Source organism: Micromonospora sp. B006, assembly GCF_003408515.1.
GTDB lineage: Bacteria > Actinomycetota > Actinomycetes > Mycobacteriales > Micromonosporaceae > Micromonospora > Micromonospora echinospora_A.
Window position 1 is genome coordinate 3,755,186 of the sequence record NZ_CP030865.1, and the last position, 18,044, is coordinate 3,773,229.

Below are 18,044 nucleotides of genomic sequence, written 5' to 3' on the forward strand. Positions count from 1 at the left end.
CGGATAACTGCACGGCACCGGGCACTTGCCCCGAGCTTAACCACGGTTAGGCAGAAGTGCCCAGCTCAGGAGCGGTTTTTTGGACTATTCGCCTGCTGTGGACGGTGCCCGCAGCAGCGGCAGCGTCAACTCCGAGGGATGCTCACGATCATGAAGGATCTCTCGCCAGCCAGCACGAAGAGTCACGGCCGTGCCGAGTGGCTCGCCGGTGCCGGGATTGCGCGCGTAGCGGGGGTGGGCGCCACCGGAGACCTGGACCCGCAGCCGGTGCCCGGGCGCGAAACGGTACGCGGTCGGCCAGAGCGTCACCGGCACCGTGACCACACCGGACGGATCGCGCGGGAACCGCCCGGGCTCGACGCGGACCAGTCCGTCGCAGACGTTCCAGGAACGCCCCCGCCGGTCCACGTCGCACAGACGCACGAACACGTCCAGGTACGACAGCTCGCTGCGCAGGTGGATCTCGGCGCGTACCGGCCCGGCCACCTCGACCGGCTCCGCCAGCGGCTCGCTGGTGTAGGTGAGCACGTCCGGCCGGGCCTCCACCGGCCGGTTGTCCACCGCGCCGGCCCGCTGGGCCACGAGCAGCGGCCCGCCCAGCGACGGGGTCGGGTCGGCCGGGTCGTACCAGAAGCGGTCCGGCGTGCCGTGCTCCGGCGATTCCGGGGCGAGCCCGCCGCCGGATCGCAGGTGCCACCGGGCGGGCGTGGCCGGCGGCGGCCAGTCCGGCAGGTCACGCCAGCCGCCGCCGGCCCCGCCGACGTGCACCCGCACCGGCGCGCGCTGCGGCGCGGGCCGCCCGGCCAGGTGCGTGTCGAGCCAGTCCAGCCCTTCGCGCAGCGACGCCACGAGCAGGCCCGGACTGCCGTGGGTCCACGGGCCGACGACCAGGCGGGGTCGCGCTCCGGCGGCCCGCAGGCGGGCGTAGTCGTCGAGCTGGGCCGGCAGGAAGATGTCCTGCCAGCCGCTGACCATGGCGACCGGGGCGCGCACCTCGGTGATCCGTTCGCCGAAGACCCGGGTACGCCAGTAGTCGGCGTCCGGGGTGTGGTGGCGCAGCCACTCCTGGAAGAACGGCACCGTGACGCCGGTGGCGACCCGGTCCGCCTCGGCCAGCGGCAGGTGCGCCAGGGCACGGGCGAGCCGGGGCTGGCCGCGCTTGAGTTCCCACTGCCGGGCCAGCCAGGGCACCGTCTGCGCCTGGAGAAGCTCGGCCCAGGTGAGCACGGTGTCCAGTGCGAACGACTCCCCCGCGTACGTGGAGTCGCGGGTGGCCGAGGCGGTCACCACGGCGACCATCGCGCGCAGGTCCTCGCCCGCGTCGGCGGCTACCGCCCACTGCACGAAGCCCTGGTAGCTGGCGCCGAACATGCCGAGCGCGCCGGTCCACCATCGCTGGCGGCGCAGCCAGTCCAGCGTGTCCAGCCCGTCGTCGCGCTCGTGCACCAGCGGCGCGAACTCGCCGCCGGAGCCGTACGTGCCGCGGCAGGACTGGATGACCACGTGGAAGCCCCGCTCGGCGATCAGGCGGCCGAGCAGCCGGATCGGGCCGCCTCGCCCGTACGGGGTGCGGATCAGCACGCAGTGCGCGCCGGGCAGGTCGGGGGCGTAGTGGTCGGCGCGCAGCGTCACCCCGTCACGGACCCGGACCGGGATGTCCCGGGTCACGGTGACCCGCCCGGTGCGGGCGGCCGGCAGTCGCAGCGCCGCCGCGGCGGCCCGGGTGACCAGCCGCACGGTCAGTCGTCCCCGTGGGGGCCGGCAGTCGCAGCGCCGCGGCGGGGCGCGGCGCGGATCTCGTCGCGGTGGGTCCGCATGGAGTGCACCATCTCCGCCATGAACCGCTGCACCACGGCCAGCTCGTCGTCGCTGAAGCGGTCCATCACCTCGTCGGTACGGCGCCCGAGCGGGCCGAAGAAGCTCTGCGCCAGCGTGGCGCCACGGTCGGCGTAGTGCAGGAGGATCTTGCGGCGGTCGGCGGTGTCCCGGTCACGGCGGATGTGACCGCCGCGTTCCAGGCGGTCGACGAGCGCGGTCACCGACCCGGAGGAGATGTTGAGCGCCTCACCGAGGCGGCCGGGGGTGATCGGTTCGCCGACCAACTCGGCCTCCATCACCGCGATCAGCGCGTGCAGGTCGGTGGCGTTGAGCCCGTGCAGTCCGGCGAACGCGTGCCCGATGTGCTGGGCGTCGACCGAGTAGCGGCGCAGGTCGTTGGTGATTTCGGCGACCATCCGCCCGCGCGGGTCGTCCCGTCGCCGGTACATCCTGTGCGCCACCGCTCGCCGACACCCCCCTGCCCGAACTGATCCGGTTGCAGCATAGAACCACCCCGGATAATCTCGCTTATCAAGATACTCGTTCAGAGAGAATCCTCCGCGACCAATAGTGAGGGCACCCGATGTCACTGTTCTCCCGCGTCGTCCGGGGCCGGCTCGCCGCCTGGCTCACCCTGGCCGTCGCGCTCGTCGTCGGCGTAGTCGCCTTCGGGCTGCCGAAGCCGGACAATCCCGACCCGGTCTCCGGCACCGGCCTGTCCGTGGAATGGCAGTCGACGCAGGTCGAACGGCTGCAGGACCAGTTGCCCTCCAAGGACGCCCAGACCGCCCTGGTGGTCGTCAGCCGCGCCGACCAGGCGCCGCTGAGCGGGACCGACCGCGGCACGCTCGACGGCCTCTCCGGCCAGCTGAGCTCGCTCGCCGCCGGCGGGCGGGTCTCCCCCGCCCAGGTCTCCCCGGACGGGACCGTCGCGCTGGTCGCGGTGCCGCTGTCCACCGAGGGCGGGCCGTCGGCGGTGGTCGACGAGGTGGAGAAGCTCCGCGAGGCGGTCGGTGACCTGCCCGGCGAGCTGACCGTCGAGGTCACCGGCGGCCCGGCGTTCACCGCCGACCTGGGCAAGGTGTTCGAGGGCGCCGACACGACGCTGCTGCTGGTCACCGCCGCAGTGGTGGCGGTGCTGCTGCTGATCACCTACCGCAGCCCGTTCCTGTGGCTCGTACCGCTGCTCGTGGTGGGCGCGACCGAGCAGATCACGCTGCGCGTGGTGGAGTCCCTCGTGCCCGCGTTCGGCATCTACCTGCCCAGCGGGCAGGTGACCGGCATCGCCAGCGTGCTGGTGTTCGGCGCCGCGACCAACTACGCGCTGCTGCTCATCGCCCGCTACCGGGAGGAACTGCGCCGGGAGGAGGACCGGTTCGCCGCCATGCGGTCCGCGCTGCGCCGCACCGCCGAGCCGATCCTGGCCAGCGGCAGCACCGTCGTCCTCGGCGTCCTCACGCTGCTGCTGTCCGAGCAGGAGACCAACCGGGCGCTCGCCCTGGCCTGCGCCACCGGTGTGATCCTCGCCATGCTCTCCGCCCTGTTCGTGCTCCCCGCCGCGCTGCTGCTGTTCGGCCGGGGCCTGTTCTGGCCGTTCGTCCCCCGCGTCGGCAGCGCCGCCCGCGAGGGCCGGGTCTGGGGCCGCCTGGGCGAGATGGTCGTCCGCCGGCCGCTGCCGGTCGCCGCACTCGCCGTCCTGCTGCTCGCCGGTCTGGCCCTCGGCGGCCTCGGCATCCGCACCGGCCTGTCCGAGACCGAGCAGTTCAGCGAGAAGCCGGAGGCGGTCGCCGGGGCGGAGACGCTCGCGCGGGCGTTCCCGGCCGGCAGCACCCAGCCGGTGGCGGTGCTCACCAACCCGCAGGCCGCCCAGGCGGTGCTCGCCGCCGCCTCCGAAGTCGACGGGGTCGCCTCGGCCCGCCCGGGTGCCGCCGGAGACCGGGTCGCCCAGATCGACGTGGTGCTCACCGCCGAGCCCGGCAGCGCCGCCTCCGACCGGGCCGTGGTGGCGCTGCGCGACGCCGTGGCCGCCGTACCGGATTCCGCGCCGCCCGCCGTGGACGGCGCGGACGCCCCCGACGGCGCCCTGGTCGGCGGTTCGGTCGCCGCTACCTACGACTCGAACGAGGCGAACACCAGGGACCTCCAACTGATCCTGCCGCTCATCCTGCTGCTGGTCGGCGCGGTTCTGGTGCTGCTGCTGCGCGGAATCCTGGCGCCGCTGCTGCTGGTGGTGACCGTGATCGCGTCGTTCTTCGCCAGCCTCGGCGCGGCCTGGCTGCTCTTCGACCACGTGCTGGACTTCCCGGCGCTGGACAGCGGGGTGCTGCTGCTCGCGTTCGTCTTCCTGGTGGCGCTCGGCGTCGACTACAACATCTTCCTGGTCACCCGGGCCCGGGAGGACGCCCGGCGCACCGGTACCCGCGACGGCATGCTGTCGGCGCTGCGGGTCACCGGCGGCGTCATCACCAGCGCGGGCGTGCTGCTCGCCGCGGTCTTCGCGGTGCTCGGCGTGCTGCCGCTGATCACGCTCACCCAGATCGGCATCATCGTCTGCATCGGTGTGCTGCTGGACACGCTGCTGGTCCGTACCGTGCTGGTGCCGTCGCTGGCGTTCCTGCTCGGCGACCGGTTCTGGTGGCCCGGCCGGATCAAGCGGGACGCCGACGCGCCCAGCGGCGGCGTCGACGCGCCGGCCGAGCCGGTGCCCGCGCGGGACTGACCTGGACGGACAGGGCGGGGGCCGGCACGTTCGCCGGCCCCCGCCCTGTTGTCCGCTCGTTCGTTGGTCCGCTCGCTCAGAAGCTCAGGCACTCGCACTCGGTCATCAGCGCCCGCACGTTGCGCACGTACTGCGGGTTGGGGATGGTCAGCGGCTTGTCCTTCTCCGCCACTGCGGCGTGACCGAAGTTGTACGCCGAGATCACGGCGTTGAGCAGACAGGACTCCAGCTGCGCGGTGCACAGCGAGGCGTCGAGGCGGTAGTCGGCCTTGAAGTACATGTCGCCGATGTACTTGGTCAGCCAGGCCAGGTAGCTGCCACCCAGATAGGCGTTGTCCTGGTAGTCCTCGACGTCGTACGACTGGCCGAACCGCTGGTTCATCCACTTCGCCGTATCCGGCATGACCTGCATCAGCCCGATTCCGGTGTCGCAGGCGACGATGTTGGACTGCCACCCGCTCTCCTGCCACGCGGTGGCCTTCATCAGGGCCGACGGGATGCGGATGTCCGGCGCCGAGGTGGGCCAGTAGGTGCGCGCCGCGGCATCGGCGAGCGCCGCTTTCACCTGGCTCCGGCTCGCCGCTGTGCCCCGGTAGCTCGGCTTGCAGCCGGCCACCGGCTTGCGCGGGGGCGGCGGAACCTTGGTCTCGGTCGGCGGATCCGGCTTGGCGAGCGGCCCGGTGGACGTGCGGGACGGCTTGGCCCGCGGGCTGGCCGACGCGCTCGGGCTGGGCCGCCCACCCATCGCCGCCACCGCCGGTGGCTCCTCGCTCGGCGCGTCGGCGGGCGCCTCCTGCGGCTGGTCCACCGGCGCCGCCGTGGGCAGGTCCGCGGCGACCGGCCGTTCCCCCTCGCCGCATGCCGTCAGCGTGCCCGCCGCGAGCAGCGCCGCCACCGCCACCACGGCCCACCGGCCGAGTATTCGCCGCATCCGACCTCCCCCGTCGTCCCCGTCGGCGCACCCTAACAAGGATCGGCGGGCCCGCGGGGTACCCGAGACGCCGGCCTGCGCCGCCGGGGACGGGGCGGCGTGTCCCGTCGGGCCGGGTCGCCGTCCGTCGCGGCCGGCCGCTCGTCACCGTCGGCCAGCCGGTCCCGGGTCGCCCACGCCACCACGAACACGGTGGTCCAGGCGATGCCCAGCAGAACCGCCGTGACGGTGCCGCTCGCGGTGCTGAGTCCCAGGTAGAGCCGCGCGCCGGTGACCATGACCACCCCTGCCGACGCGGCTGTCCAGACCGCCACGCCGACCGGCCAGCGCACGCCGCGTGACAGCAGCCAGGCCAGCGTGCCGAGGCTCGCCGTCACCACCGCGTTCTGGGTCGGGAACAGGTCACCGGCCCGGTCCGGGCCACCCGGATCGGTCAGATCCGCGACAACGACGAGCAACACCAGCGGCACTGCCGCGCCGACGGTGCCCAGCACGCCGAGCGGGTCGGCCCGCCACGGCCGGCCCCGCCCCGTCACCACGGCGGCCACCACGGCGACCGCGGCGATGAGCAGCCAGCCGCGCAGCCCGGACACCGCGGCCTGCGCCGCGTCGACCACCCCGGGGGTACGCCGGGCGGCGAACCAGTCGGCGACCAGCCCGTCGAGGACGCCCAGCCCGCTGTGCCGGACCACCGCCTCCAGCAGCAGCGCCACGGCCAGCCCGGCGACGAACAGCAGCGCCAGCCCCAGCACCAGGTTGATCAGCAGGCCCCAGGCCGGGCCGACCCGCATCGCGACCAGGAAGAACAGCACGCCGTACCGGGACCGCAGCCAGCGCAGCGGCGGCAGCGCGGCGGCCCGGGCGGCCAGCGCGCGCACCGGGTCCGGATTACGCCCCAGCCAGCGGCCCGCCAGCACCACGCCGAGCAGGCACAGCAGCAGGGCCAGCACCGCCCCGGTGGCCTGGCCGAGCAGCTTCGACACCCGCTCGTACGACTCCCCGGCCAGGTAGCCGGCCAGCACCGAGGCGCCGACCCAGCTCGCCACCCCGGCCAGGTTCCACGGCGCGAACCGCCGGTACGGCATCCCGGCCGACCCGGCCAGCCGAGGCGCCAGCGTACGGGCGAACGCGATCCAGCGGGCAGCGAGCACACCCCGGCCTCCCAGCCGGTCCAGCAGCGAGTCGGCGCGCCGCCACCGGTGCGCCCCGATCCGGGCGCCGACGCCGGAGGCGCGCAGCCGTGGGCCGTACCGCCGCCCGGCCCGCCACGCGAGTGTGTCTCCGATCACTGCTGCGGCGGTCATGGCCACCAGCACGGGCGCGAGGCGCAGCGTCCCCGCGTACGCTAGGAAGCCGACCAGAAGCAGGGTCGCCTCGCCGGGCATCAGCAGCCCGACGATCACAGCGGTCTCCGCCGCGACGATCGCCGCGGCGGCCAGGTAGATCAGCAGGGGCGGCAGCTCCTGCAGCCAGCTCAGCAGGTCAGGCATCGGGCACCCCGCACGGGTGTCAGCATGCCAGGCGCTGGAACGGTCGGCACAGCACTTTCGACGCAGATCCGGGCGATCTCGGGGTGACCCCGAGGCGTGCCCGGGCAACCGCAGACAGGAGTATGGAGGGTATGCAGCTACGCACCGACCTCCGCAACGTCGCCATCATCGCCCACGTCGACCACGGCAAGACGACCCTGGTCGACGCCATGTTGCGGCAGGCCGGCGCCTACGGCGCCCGCGGTGAGAACACCGATCGGGTCATGGACTCGATGGACCTCGAGCGGGAAAAGGGCATCACCATCCTCGCCAAGAACACCGGTGTGCGGTACACGCCGGCGGACGGCTCCGAACCGGTGACCATCAACATCATCGACACCCCCGGTCACGCCGACTTCGGCGGCGAGGTCGAGCGCGGCCTGACCATGGTCGACGGTGTGGTGCTGCTGGTCGACGCCAGCGAGGGCCCCCTGCCGCAGACCCGGTTCGTGCTCCGCAAGGCGCTGCGCGCCCGGCTGCCGATCATCCTGGTGATCAACAAGGTGGACCGTCCGGACGCCCGGATCAAGGAGGTCGTGGACGACACCTACGAGCTCTTCCTCGACCTGGACGCCGACGAGGAGCAGATCGACTTCCCGATCGTCTACGCCTGCGCCCGCGACGGCATCGCCTCGCTGACCCAGCCCGCCGACGGCGCGGTCCCGGACGACAGCCACAACCTGGAGCCGCTGTTCCGCACCCTGCTGGACACCATCCCGGCGCCCTCGTACGACGAGGGCGCGCCGCTTCAGGCGCACGTCACCAACCTCGACGCCTCGCCGTTCCTGGGCCGGCTCGCGCTGTGCCGGGTCCGCCAGGGCACCATCAGCAAGGGCCAGAGCGTGGCCTGGTGCCGCACCGACGGCAGCACCCAGCGGGTCCGCATCTCCGAGCTGCTGATGACCGAGGGCCTGGAGCGCAAGCCCGCCGAATCCGCCGGGCCGGGCGACATCATCGCCGTCGCCGGCATCCCGGAGATCATGATCGGTGAGACGCTCGCCGACGCCGAGAACCCGGTGCCGCTGCCGCTGATCACCGTGGACGAGCCGGCCATCTCGATGACCATCGGCACCAACACCTCGCCGCTCGTCGGCCGGGTCAAGGGCGCCAAGGTCACCGCCCGGATGGTCAAGGACCGGCTCGACAAGGAGCTCGTCGGCAACGTGTCGCTGCGGGTGCTGCCCACCGAGCGGCCGGACGCCTGGGAGGTGCAGGGCCGCGGCGAGCTGGCCCTGGCGATCCTGGTCGAGCAGATGCGCCGCGAGTCCTTCGAGCTCACAGTCGGCAAGCCGCAGGTGGTCACCCGGGAGATCGACGGGAAGACCTGCGAGCCCGTCGAGCGGCTGACCATCGACGCCCCGGAGGAGTACCTGGGCGCGATCACCCAGCTGCTGGCGACCCGCAAGGGCCGGATGGAGCAGCTGGTCAACCACGGCACCGGCTGGATCCGGATGGAGTGGCTGGTCCCGGCGCGCGGCCTGATCGGCTTCCGCACCGAGTTCCTCACCGAGACCCGCGGCACCGGCATCCTGCACCACGTCTTCGAGTCGTACGAGCCGTGGTTCGGCGAGCTGCGCACCCGCAACAACGGGTCGCTGGTCGCCGACCGGGCCGGCGCGGTCACGGCGTTCGCCATGACCAACCTCCAGGAGCGTGGCCAGCTCTTCGTCGACCCGGGCACCGAGGTGTACGAGGGCATGATCGTCGGCGAGAACTCCCGCTCCGACGACATGGACGTCAACATCACCAAGGAGAAGAAGCTCACCAACATGCGCTCGTCGACCGCCGACGAGACCGAGAAGCTGATCCCGCCGCGCAAGCTGTCGCTGGAGCAGGCCCTCGAGTTCTGCCGCGAGGACGAGTGCGTCGAGGTCACCCCGGCCGCGGTGCGCATCCGCAAGGTGGTGCTGGACCAGACCCAGCGCGGCCGGATGGCCGCCCGCCGCAAGCACGCCGGCTGACCCACCCCACCCGTCCCACCCGGAGCCCGGCCCGCCCCAAGGCGGACCGGGCTCCGCCCGTCTCCGCCCTGCCCTGCCCTGCCCTGCCCTGCCCTGCCCTGCCCTGCCCTGCCCTGCCCTGCTGATCATGAGGTTGGCGGCGATTTCGATCTCCACAACCGCCGCCAACCTCATGATCGGCTGGGAAGCGTGAGATCTTGGTACGAAATGGCCCCTCCAGGGGCCGATTCCTACCAAGATCTACGTGGATCTCGGGATGTGGCCGCGATATCCCGGTGAACGGGAGGTCGGCGGGTGGGCGGAGACGGGTCCGGGGCGGTCTCCGTGGACGGCGTGGAAGCGGCAGACGGGCGCGAGGGCGGCCGACGGGTGAGCGGACCGGCAGCGGGACGAGCGCAGCTGGCAGCGGTGGGTGCGGACACGACAGCGGTGGGAGCGCGGGCGCGGACGACCGCGCGAGGCCGGAGGATGACCGGAAAGTGGCGTCAGCGCGGTTTGGTGGCGGCGATCGCCAGGGCGTCGGGCTCGGGGCCGGAGCCGGACTCGACCACCCGGTTCACCACCAGACCGGCGGCCGCCACGGCGTTGAGCAGGTCGGCCAGGGGCAGGTGCCAGGCGCCGACCCGCGCCCGCACCCCCACCGAGTTCCACGACCGCAGCGTGTGCTCCCGTGAGGCGTACCCGCCGTCGATGACGATCCGCTCCGGCTCGGACCGGTCGGCGAACGCGCCGACGTAACACGGGTGCACTCCGACGTGCACGAGCCGGCCACCGGGCGCCAGCACCCGCGCCGCCTCCGCGAGCGCGGCCGGATAGTCGGGCATGTCGGTGTGCGCGAGTACGCACACAGCGGCCGGCACCGCGCCGGTGGCCAGCGGCAGCGCTGTCGCGTCGGCCCGGGCCACCGGCAGCCGGGACCGGGCGTGACGCAGTTGCCCGCCGGACAGGTCCACGCCCACCGGTGTCCATCCGAGACGGCGCAGCTCGGCCGCGTGCGCGCCGGTGCCGCAGCACAGGTCCAGGCAGCGGCCCGGGCCTTCGCCCAGCAGGCCGGCCAGCACCGACCGGATCCGGTCCATGTAGACCGACGAGGTCTCGCTGGCGTACTCCTCGTACCAGTCGGCGATGTCGTCGTACAACGGGGTCGTCATCTCCGCACGCTAGCCCCGCACCGGGCCCGCCGCTGCCCCGCAGATCGGCTACGGTGCCCCCATGACCTGGGAGGAGCTCGACGCGCACCTGGACAAGGTGCCCGGCACCGTCTCCGCGTACGTGGGCCGCCCCGGCGCGGGGCCTACGTGGACGCGGCGCGCCGACGCCACCCACTACGCGGCGAGCACCATGAAGCTCGCAGTGCTGGTGGCGCTGTTCCGCGCCGCCGAGGCCGGCCGGCTCGACCTGGACGCGCCGGTGCCGGTGCGCAACTCGTTCGACTCCGCGCTGCCGGGCGCGCCCCGGTTCGCCAACGCCCGCGACTACGACAACGACGAGGCGGTCTGGGACCGGGTGGGCGGGGACGCGCCGCTGCGCTGGCTCGCCGAACGGATGATCGTCCGGTCCAGCAACCTGGCCACGAACATCTGCATCGGCCAGGTGGGGCTGCCCGCGGTGGCGCAGGCGTGGGCGCTCGCCGGTGCCCGGCACAGCGTCACCGGGCGCGGCATCGAGGACTTCGCCGCCCGCGACTCCGGCATCGACAACCTGGTCACCGCCGCCGACCTGGCCGCCCTGCTCGGCGAACTGGCGCTCGGCGCGACCCGGCCCGGCCCGCTGGCCCCACCGTCCGCCTGCACGGCCATGCTCGACGTGCTGGCCGCCCAGGAACACCGTGAGGACCTGGCCGCCGGGCTGCCCGACGGCACCCGGATCGCGCACAAGAACGGCTGGGTACGCGGCGTGCGCCACGGCGCCGGAGTGGTGTTCCCGGACGACGCGCCGCCGTACACGATCGTCGTCTGCACCACCACCGACCTGGCCGACGGCGGCGCGGACGACGACGAGGTGGAGGACGACGCCTGCCGGCTGATCGCGCACGTCTCCGAGCGGGTCTGGGCGGCCCGGCACGACCTGGCCGGCTGACCCGGCTACTCCAGCAGCCGCTCGCGCAGCGCCGCGCGGTCCGCGTCGGTCACCCCCAGACCGTCCCGCAGGTACGCCTCGAACGAGCCGTGCGCCCGGCGCACCTCGTCGTAGGCGGCGTCCAGGTATTCCGGGCGCACCTCCAGCAGCGGCCGCGCCGCCGCCGGGTCCAGGTCCGGCCGGCGCCGGATCATCGCCGACAGCAGCACCTCGCGCAGGCTCTCGGTCAGCTCGTTGTGCACCAGGTAGTCGGCGCGGATCGCCTCCTCCTCCACACCCAGCGCGGTCAGCAGCACCACCGACAGCCAGCCGGTGCGGTCCTTGCCCGCCGAGCAGTGGAACAGCAACGGCAGGTTCGCGTCCTCGACGGCCAGCCGCACCGCCGCGCTGAAGCCGGCCCGCGCCGACTCGCCGGTGACGAACCAGCGGTAGATCGCCGTCATCGCCCCCGGCATGCCCTCGCGGGCCAGCGCCGCGTAGGCGTTCAGATCGTGGCCCTGCAACACCGCCGAGACATACGTGAACACGGGGTGCGCCGCGTCGTAGACGGGCAGGTGCACCACGCGGGGCGCACCGGTCAGCCGGTCCGGCGGCGCCACCGCCTGCTCGTGGGCGTCGCGCAGGTCCACCACGCAGGCCGGGCCGAGTTTGCCCAGCACCGGCAGGTCCTCGTCGGTGAGCCGGCCCAGCGCGGGCGTGCGGATGAGCCGTCCGGCGCGTACCCGCCGCCCGTCGCCCGTCGGCAGTCCGCCCAGGTCACGCGCGTTCGGCGCACCCACCAGCTCCCAGTCCCGCCCGGTCATCGGCCCTCCCCTGCTCGCCGCCAGTTGGCTATAGGGTGCCCCACATGACCATCGCCGCGGTACGCACCCACCGTCTGTCGGCCCCCTTACACACCCCGTTCGTCACCGCGCTGCGCCGTACCACCACCGTGGACACGCTGGTCGTGGAGGTGATCGACGGCGACGGCCGTTCGGGTTTCGGTGAGTCGCCGCAGGTCTGGCAGGTCACCGGCGCGTCGGTGGCCGGCGCCGAGGCGTGCGTACGCGAACTGCTCGCGCCGCTGCTGATCGGCCGGGACGCCGACGACCTCCAGGCGGGTTGCGCGCTGCTGCGTCGCGCCGTGGTGGGCAACGAGTCGGCGAAGGCGGCGCTCGACGTGGCGCTGCACGACCTGGCCGCGCGGCGGCTCGGCGTACCCCTGGTGCGGCTGCTCGGCGGCACGGCGCTGCGCGTGCCGACGGACGTCACGCTCGCCGCCGGCGACGCGGTCGACCTGGCGACGACGGCGGCGCGGCGCGGCGCCGAGGGGTTCGGGGTGCTCAAGCTCAAGGTCGGCACCGACGCCCGCGGCGACCTGGACCGGGTACGCGCGGTGCGGGCCGCGGTCGGGCCGGACGTGCGGATCCGGCTGGACGCCAACCAGGGCTGGACGCCGCGGGAGGCGGTCCGGGTGATCCGCGCGATCGAGGACGCGGGGCTCGACGTCGAACTGGTCGAGCAGCCGGTGCACCGCCGTGACCTGGACGGACTGGCCTGGGTCAGCGACCGGGTCGGGCTGCCGATCCTGGCTGACGAGTCCGTCTTCGACACGCGTGACCTGGTCGAGGTGATCCGGCGGCGCGCGGCGGACATGGTGAACGTGAAGCTGGCCAAGTGCGGTGGCCTGCAGGCGGCCCGCACGCTGCTGGACCTGGCCGCCGCGCACGGCATGGGCACCATCGTCGGTTCGATGATGGAAGGGCCGGTCGGGGTGGGCGCCGCCGCCAGCCTGGTCGCCGCCTACGGCACCACTGCGGTGTCGGACCTCGACGCCGCCTGGTGGCTGGCCTGGTCGCCGGTCGCCGGGGGCATCCGGTACGAGGGCGCGAGCGTGCTGCTGCCGGACGCGCCGGGTCTCGGCGTCACAGGGCTCCGTGAAGCTAAAATTCAAGCACATGGTTGAGTGGCGGCAGAATCTTTCATAGGGTCGCCCGGAGAACCACTGCAGAGAGGGGTACGCGCGTGGCACCTCAACCGTGCCGACAGGCCGTCGTACGGGTGCCGGTGGCGACCCTGTGGACAGCACCCGACGCGGTGCGCCCGATCGACCGGCCCGCTCTCGCCGACTGCCCCGACGTCGCCGGCTGGATCGCCGGAATGGACCGCGACCAGCGGGTCGGTGACTGCGTCCTGACCCAGTTGCTGCTCGGCGAGCGGGTACAGGTCACCGAGACGCGGACGGACGGCTGGACCCGGGTGGTGGCGCTCGGGCAGCCCGCCGCGAAACACGGCGCCGACGGCTACCCGGGCTGGGTGCGGACCGCCCACCTGACCGCCGCCGACCCGGTCGACGCCGTGCTGACCGTCGACGTCGCCCACACCACGCTGCGCGTCGCGCCGGGCGGCGCTGCGGCGCTCAGCGGCCTGGTGCTCGGCACCCGCCTCGCGTCGGCCGGGCGGCCGGTGGACGGCGGGCGACCGGTGCGCGTACCTGGTCGGGCCGACCCGCTGTGGGCCCCGGAGGGCGACCTGGTGCCGCTGCCGGCCGAACGCCCCGAGGCCAAGGAGGTGCTCGCGGTCGCCGAGCGGCTGCGCGACCTGGTCTACATCTGGGGCGGCCTGTCCACCGACGGCATCGACTGCTCCGGGCTGGTCCACCTGGCCTGGCGGCGGTACGGGATCACGCTCCCCCGCGACGCCGACGACCAGGCGGACGCGACGACGCCGGTGGCGCTCGACGACGAGCGTCCGGGCGACCTCTACTTCTTCGCGCGGCCCGGCCGGCGTGTCCACCACGTCGGGATCGTGTCGGCCGAGCCGCACGGCGGCCGGCGCCGGATGCTGCACGCCTGCTACCTGACCCGCCGCGTGGTCGAGGAGGAGCTGCCCGCCGACCGGGTCGCCACACTCGTCGGCGCGCACCGCGTCTGACCCTGCGGAAACGCCGCTGGGCGCCCTCGGAACGAGGACGCCCAGCGAATGGTGATCCGATCAGCGGCGGGCCTTGACCAGCTCCCGCCGCCGGTCCCGCGACGACTTCGCGAGGCTTGCCGCGGTGGCCACGGCCAGGGTGCCGAGGATGACGGTGAGCGACAGCCAGATCGGGATGTGCGGGGCCCACCCCACGGGCTCGCCGCCGTTGATGAACGGCAGGTGGTTGTCGGCGAGCGCCTCCAGCATCAGCTTCACGCCGATGAAGCCGAGCACCACCGCCAGCCCGTAGCTGAGGTAGATGAGCCGGTCCAGCAGGCCGCCGAGCAGGAAGTAGAGCTGCCGCAGACCCATCAGCGCGAACACGTTCGCGGTGAAGACCAGGTACGGCTCCTGGGTGATGCCGAAGATCGCCGGGATCGAGTCGAGCGCGAAGATCAGGTCGGTGGTGCCGATCGCGATCATCACGATCAGCATCGGGGTGAACAGCCGCCGCCCGTGCTCCCGGGTGGTGATCTTCGCCCCGTCGTAGTCCCGGGACAGCGGCAGCGCCCGGCGGCTCCACCGGATCAGCAGGTTCTCGCTGAACTCGTCCTCGTCCGGCTCGCCCTGCCGGGCCAGGTTCACCGCGGTGTAGATGAGGAACGCGCCGAAGATGTAGAAGACCCAGGAGAACTGGGAGATCAGCGCCGCGCCGGCCGCGATGAAACCGCCGCGCATGACCAGCGCCAGGATGATGCCGACGAGCAGCACCTTCTGCTGGTACTGCCGGGGCACCCCGAAGCGGGCCATGATGATGACGAAGACGAAGAGGTTGTCCACCGAGAGGCTGTACTCGGTGAGCCAGCCGGTGTAGAACTCGCCTGCCACACCGGCGCCCGAGGTCAGCCAGAGCACCGCGCCGAAGATCAGCGCCAGGCCGACGTAGAAGCCCACCCACAGGCTCGACTCGCGGACGCTGGGCTCGTGCGGTCGCCGGCCGATGATGAACAGGTCGGCGAGCAGGACCGCGATCATCGCGATCAGCGTTACCGCCCACACCAATGCGGACACGTTCAAATCCATCCTCCGGCAGACACGCGGCGTCGGGCACACCGTACGCCGGGTGGGGTGCCGGGGTGCGTCGACGCTGACAGGGGTGACTGTCGGAGGTCTCTTCCGCCGGAGCCCGGTAGCCGGTTCCGACCGACGGAGCCGGGTCGAGCCACCGTTGGGGGTACCGGGGCTCTTCCGTGCTGACGACTCCGCCGCGAGGGAATACTCCCCTCCTCGGCCGCCATTGTTCACCATCACACCCAGGGGCCGCATCTCCGGGCCGTCGTCCGGCTGAGTGACGTGTGCCGCCTCACCCCGCGTAACGCTTCCTAGGAGGCTAGCCCATCAACTCCGGCCGGGCGTCTCCCCCGGTGCGTACACACGGCGGGGTGGCATGGCAGGCTGCGGGCATGGTTCTTGAGGTCGCGCTTATCGATGTGACGCCCGGAAACGAGGACGACTTCGCCGCCGCCTACGCGCAGGCGCGGCCGATCCTCGCCGGCGCCGAGGGCTGCCGCTCCGTGCGGATGACCCGGGGCGTGGAGTCGCCCACCCGGTTCGTCCTGCTGGTCGAGTGGGACTCGGTCGAGGCGCACGACGTGAACTTCCGCCAGACCGAACGGTTCGCGCAGTGGCGCGGGCTGATCGGCCCGTACTTCGCCGGGCCGCCGCTGGTGGAGCACTTCACCGACGTCCCGGCCTGAACTGTCGTACCCGTGCCGTAGCCTGCGCGCTGCGCGGCCACCGGCCCCGACGGTCATCGGGGGCGCCGGGCCCGGTGGTCGCGCCAGACCGTGCCGGTCAGCCCAGGTCGTACGGGTCAGTCCAGCTTGTGCGGATCGCGCTGCCGGGGCACCGGCGCGGCGCCCAGCCGCCGGGCCACCAGCTCGGCCGTGGCATCGGGTGGCAGCGCGACCGCGAGCAGCCGTTCGATGACCCGCTCGTAGTGGGTCACGTCCGTCTCGGACACCAGGCGCACGTCAGTGGTGAGCGTCTCCACCAGCACGGTGCGCGGGTCCGCCGGATCGGGGTAGGCGTAGTAGGAGAACGGCGCGAGCGGGTGCGGGCCGTCGCCGCAGGATGCCCCGGGCAGCAGCCGGACGCTGACGCGTGGCCGCTCGGCGAGCGCGAGCAGATGCCGCATCTGGTCGCGCCACACGTCACCGGGCAGGCCGTCCGGGTCGCAGACCCGCTCGTCGATCAGCGCCGTGTAGTGCGGCGGGTCCGGCCGGATCAGCAACTCCTGACGCGCCGCGCGGGCGCGGACCTCGGCCTCCACGTCCACGTCGCCGGTCAGCGCCGCGCCCGCCGACACACGCAACCGGGCGTACGCCGGGGTCTGGAGCAGGCCGGGCACGAGCGCGCACTGGTACTCGACGATGCGCTCGGCGCCCGCCTCCAGCTCGACGTACGCCCGCTGCCGTTCGCCCATCTCGCCGAGCGCCCGGGACCAGCCGCGTCCGGTGGCGGCGTCCCGGGCGATGACTATCAACTCGTCCCGCTGCGGTGACGGCACCTGGTAGACGTCGAGCAGGTCGAGCACGTCGGCCAGGTCGGGCCGGCTCTGCCCCAGCTCGATGCGGGACAGCTTCGAGGTGGACGCCCAACCCAGCCGGACGCAGACCTGCTCCAGCGTGAGCGACTCGCGACGGCGCAGCCGGCGCAGCTCCACACCGAGCCGCGCCCTCCGGACCACGGGACTTGCTGACAACGGCATGCACGCCTCCCAGGGGAGGAGCGTACGCATGACCATCACGCTCGGCAATACCTCGCCCACACAGCGCTACCACGCGCGAAGTAGGCGCCAGTTGTTCACGGGCGGTAGGTGCCGAACGACCAGACCACTCCGGACAGGTCGCGGGCGATGTAGTCACGGGAGCCGTAGTCGGTGTCGAACGGCGCCCGGACGATCTCCGCGCCGGCCGCCCGGGCCCGCTCGTGATGCGCGTCGACGTCGTCGATCGCCAGGTAGACACGGTAGTCGTCGTCGGCCGGGCGGGGCTGCGGCGCCGGCCCCGGGCCCGGGCCGAGCATCACCAGGTCGCCGGCGTACTCCAGCTCGACGTGGACGAGGGTGCCGTCGGGCAGCTCGTGCAGTTCACGCACGGTGAGGCCGAACGCGGAACAGAGGAAGTCGACTGCTGCTCGCACATCGGGATACCGCAAGACGGGATAAACGCTCTGCATGCCGCCAGTCTGCCGTGGGGCCGGTCAGACCGGATTGGACGAATGGGATCCCGGCCCGGCCAGCGCGGCCGGGGTGGCCCCGGCGAACTCGCGGAACTCACGGATGAGATGCGACTGGTCGTAGTAGCCCCACCGGGCCGCCCGCTCCGCCCAGCCGGTCTCGCCGGTCACGGCGGCGGGCGCGGTGAGCACGGTGCGGCCCAGGCTCGCGTACGCCCGGTCGAAGCGCAGCAGGCGGGCGACGGTCCGCGGCGGCAGGCCGAACTCCCGCCGGAACCGGACCGACAGGTGGCGGCGCGACCAGCCCAGCTCCTCGGCCAGCGTGGCCACGCCCACCCCGTCCTCGCCGGCCAGCCGCCGCCAGGCCGCCAGCAGGTACGCGTCCACCGGCTCGGTCTCCGCCAGCCGCGCGGCCAGGGCGGCGTCGAGCCGGGCGAAGCGCTGCGGCCAGTCCCGCTCTCCGGCCAGCTCGTCACGCAGCCGGACCAGCCAGCCCGCCACCGCGTCGACCGGCACCGCCCGGTTGGCCAGGTCGGCCAGCGGCAGCCCGAGCAGGCGGCGGGCCGCCGGGGCGGTCAGCAGCACCTGGACCCCGGTGCCCGTCCCCACGGTGCGGGTAACGCACCAGCCGTCGAACGGACCGGCCAGGAAGGCGTTCGTGCCGTACGCGCCCCGGGCCGGGTCACGCGGATCGGTGACGTCCAGCGGGTCGCCCCAGCCGAGGATCAGCACCACGAACGCGCCCGCCACCTCCCGGCGCGCCAGCGGGACGGGCGCGTCCTCGCGGTAGCCGAGGTAGCGGTCCACCCACTGGCGCAGTCGCGGGTCGGGGCGCGCGACGACGGCCTCGGTCAGCATCGCGCCGCCCCGGC

General features: G+C 73.4%; 16 protein-coding genes. 6 read left to right on the forward strand and 10 right to left on the reverse strand.

All coding sequences use genetic code 11. The annotated features are described in order from the left end of the window. Nucleotides 1-84: 84 nt before the first annotated feature. On the reverse strand, nt 85-1,737 hold the full coding sequence (locus MicB006_RS16635; protein WP_116507294.1) for a CocE/NonD family hydrolase: 1,653 nt from the start codon (nt 1,735-1,737) through the stop codon (nt 85-87). A gap of 2 nt (nt 1,738-1,739) precedes the next feature. After that, nucleotides 1,740-2,267, reverse strand: a complete 528-nt coding sequence (locus MicB006_RS16640) for a MarR family winged helix-turn-helix transcriptional regulator (protein ID WP_116507296.1) — start codon at nt 2,265-2,267, stop codon at nt 1,740-1,742. Nucleotides 2,268-2,401: 134 nt separating this feature from the next. On the opposite strand from MicB006_RS16640, the gene MicB006_RS16645 reads away from it, so the two are divergent. Continuing rightward, nucleotides 2,402-4,537 (forward strand): MMPL family transporter, encoded by a 2,136-nt coding sequence (locus tag MicB006_RS16645; RefSeq protein ID WP_116507297.1) that lies wholly within the window; start codon nt 2,402-2,404, stop codon nt 4,535-4,537. 76 nt (nt 4,538-4,613) lie between these two features. On the opposite strand, the gene MicB006_RS16650 is transcribed toward MicB006_RS16645, so the two are convergent. Together MicB006_RS16650 and MicB006_RS16655 are read right to left on the reverse strand one after the other, a co-directional pair. Continuing rightward, nucleotides 4,614-5,468 (reverse strand): lytic transglycosylase domain-containing protein, encoded by an 855-nt coding sequence (locus MicB006_RS16650; RefSeq protein WP_116507299.1) that lies wholly within the window; start codon nt 5,466-5,468, stop codon nt 4,614-4,616. 32 nt (nt 5,469-5,500) lie between these two features. Further along, on the reverse strand, nt 5,501-6,958 hold the full coding sequence (locus MicB006_RS16655) for a DedA family protein (protein ID WP_116507301.1): 1,458 nt from the start codon (nt 6,956-6,958) through the stop codon (nt 5,501-5,503). Between the two features lie 131 nt (nt 6,959-7,089). Between MicB006_RS16655 and typA the strand changes: the two genes are divergently transcribed. Continuing rightward, nucleotides 7,090-8,958: a translational GTPase TypA gene (typA, locus tag MicB006_RS16660; protein ID WP_116507303.1), complete on the forward strand. Its 1,869-nt coding sequence runs from the start codon at nt 7,090-7,092 to the stop codon at nt 8,956-8,958. A 485-nt stretch (nt 8,959-9,443) separates the two neighbouring features. Here the strand turns inward: typA and MicB006_RS16665 are convergent, their stop codons facing one another. Then, nucleotides 9,444-10,109: a class I SAM-dependent methyltransferase gene (locus tag MicB006_RS16665; protein ID WP_116507305.1), complete on the reverse strand. Its 666-nt coding sequence runs from the start codon at nt 10,107-10,109 to the stop codon at nt 9,444-9,446. 61 nt (nt 10,110-10,170) lie between these two features. Between MicB006_RS16665 and MicB006_RS16670 the strand changes: the two genes are divergently transcribed. Then, the gene (locus MicB006_RS16670; RefSeq protein ID WP_116507307.1) at nt 10,171-11,037 is read left to right on the forward strand and encodes a serine hydrolase; all 867 of its coding nucleotides are present in this window, start codon (nt 10,171-10,173) and stop codon (nt 11,035-11,037) included. Between the two features lie 5 nt (nt 11,038-11,042). Here MicB006_RS16670 and MicB006_RS16675 read toward each other — a convergent pair whose 3' ends face one another. Continuing rightward, nucleotides 11,043-11,840, reverse strand: coding sequence for a tyrosine-protein phosphatase (locus MicB006_RS16675; protein ID WP_116507309.1), 798 nt, complete (start codon nt 11,838-11,840; stop codon nt 11,043-11,045). Between the two features lie 44 nt (nt 11,841-11,884). On the opposite strand from MicB006_RS16675, the gene MicB006_RS16680 reads away from it, so the two are divergent. Next, the gene (locus MicB006_RS16680; protein WP_116507311.1) at nt 11,885-12,982 is read left to right on the forward strand and encodes a mandelate racemase/muconate lactonizing enzyme family protein; all 1,098 of its coding nucleotides are present in this window, start codon (nt 11,885-11,887) and stop codon (nt 12,980-12,982) included. Nucleotides 12,983-13,083: 101 nt separating this feature from the next. Then, nucleotides 13,084-13,950, forward strand: a complete 867-nt coding sequence (locus MicB006_RS16685) for an NlpC/P60 family protein (protein WP_225980392.1) — start codon at nt 13,084-13,086, stop codon at nt 13,948-13,950. 60 nt (nt 13,951-14,010) lie between these two features. Here the strand turns inward: MicB006_RS16685 and MicB006_RS16690 are convergent, their stop codons facing one another. After that, entirely contained in the window at nt 14,011-15,009 is a 999-nt protein-coding gene (locus MicB006_RS16690) for a TerC family protein (protein WP_073830911.1), read from the reverse strand. A 386-nt stretch (nt 15,010-15,395) separates the two neighbouring features. On the opposite strand from MicB006_RS16690, the gene MicB006_RS16695 reads away from it, so the two are divergent. Further along, entirely contained in the window at nt 15,396-15,689 is a 294-nt protein-coding gene (locus MicB006_RS16695; RefSeq protein WP_073830912.1) for an antibiotic biosynthesis monooxygenase, read from the forward strand. Nucleotides 15,690-15,805: 116 nt separating this feature from the next. On the opposite strand, the gene MicB006_RS16700 is transcribed toward MicB006_RS16695, so the two are convergent. The 3 genes from MicB006_RS16700 to MicB006_RS16710 form a co-directional block, all read right to left on the reverse strand. Next, the gene (locus MicB006_RS16700; RefSeq protein ID WP_116511489.1) at nt 15,806-16,702 is read right to left on the reverse strand and encodes a DUF5753 domain-containing protein; all 897 of its coding nucleotides are present in this window, start codon (nt 16,700-16,702) and stop codon (nt 15,806-15,808) included. 95 nt (nt 16,703-16,797) lie between these two features. Further along, complete coding sequence (locus tag MicB006_RS16705) at nt 16,798-17,172, reverse strand: VOC family protein (RefSeq protein ID WP_116507314.1); 375 nt, start codon at nt 17,170-17,172, stop codon at nt 16,798-16,800. Between the two features lie 24 nt (nt 17,173-17,196). Beyond that, nucleotides 17,197-18,030 carry a helix-turn-helix transcriptional regulator gene (locus MicB006_RS16710; protein ID WP_116507316.1) on the reverse strand — a complete coding sequence of 278 codons (834 nt, stop codon included), beginning with the start codon at nt 18,028-18,030 and terminating at the stop codon, nt 17,197-17,199. Nucleotides 18,031-18,044: the final 14 nt, after the last annotated feature.

Bases quoted from the DNA above. Each gene is read 5' to 3' on its own strand.
- MicB006_RS16670 (WP_116507307.1), top strand. From the start codon at position 10,171: ATGACCTGGGAGGAGCTCGACGCGCACCTGGACAAGGTGCCCGGCACC.
- typA (WP_116507303.1), top strand. From the start codon at position 7,090: ATGCAGCTACGCACCGACCTCCGCAACGTCGCCATCATCGCCCACGTC.
- MicB006_RS16640 (WP_116507296.1), bottom strand. From the start codon at position 2,267: ATGTACCGGCGACGGGACGACCCGCGCGGGCGGATGGTCGCCGAAATC.
- MicB006_RS16700 (WP_116511489.1), bottom strand. From the start codon at position 16,702: ATGCCGTTGTCAGCAAGTCCCGTGGTCCGGAGGGCGCGGCTCGGTGTG.
- MicB006_RS16650 (WP_116507299.1), bottom strand. From the start codon at position 5,468: ATGCGGCGAATACTCGGCCGGTGGGCCGTGGTGGCGGTGGCGGCGCTG.
- MicB006_RS16675 (WP_116507309.1), bottom strand. From the start codon at position 11,840: ATGACCGGGCGGGACTGGGAGCTGGTGGGTGCGCCGAACGCGCGTGAC.
- MicB006_RS16645 (WP_116507297.1), top strand. From the start codon at position 2,402: ATGTCACTGTTCTCCCGCGTCGTCCGGGGCCGGCTCGCCGCCTGGCTC.
- MicB006_RS16655 (WP_116507301.1), bottom strand. From the start codon at position 6,958: ATGCCTGACCTGCTGAGCTGGCTGCAGGAGCTGCCGCCCCTGCTGATC.
- MicB006_RS16680 (WP_116507311.1), top strand. From the start codon at position 11,885: ATGACCATCGCCGCGGTACGCACCCACCGTCTGTCGGCCCCCTTACAC.
- MicB006_RS16710 (WP_116507316.1), bottom strand. From the start codon at position 18,030: ATGCTGACCGAGGCCGTCGTCGCGCGCCCCGACCCGCGACTGCGCCAG.
- MicB006_RS16695 (WP_073830912.1), top strand. From the start codon at position 15,396: ATGGTTCTTGAGGTCGCGCTTATCGATGTGACGCCCGGAAACGAGGAC.
- MicB006_RS16705 (WP_116507314.1), bottom strand. From the start codon at position 17,172: ATGCAGAGCGTTTATCCCGTCTTGCGGTATCCCGATGTGCGAGCAGCA.
- MicB006_RS16665 (WP_116507305.1), bottom strand. From the start codon at position 10,109: ATGACGACCCCGTTGTACGACGACATCGCCGACTGGTACGAGGAGTAC.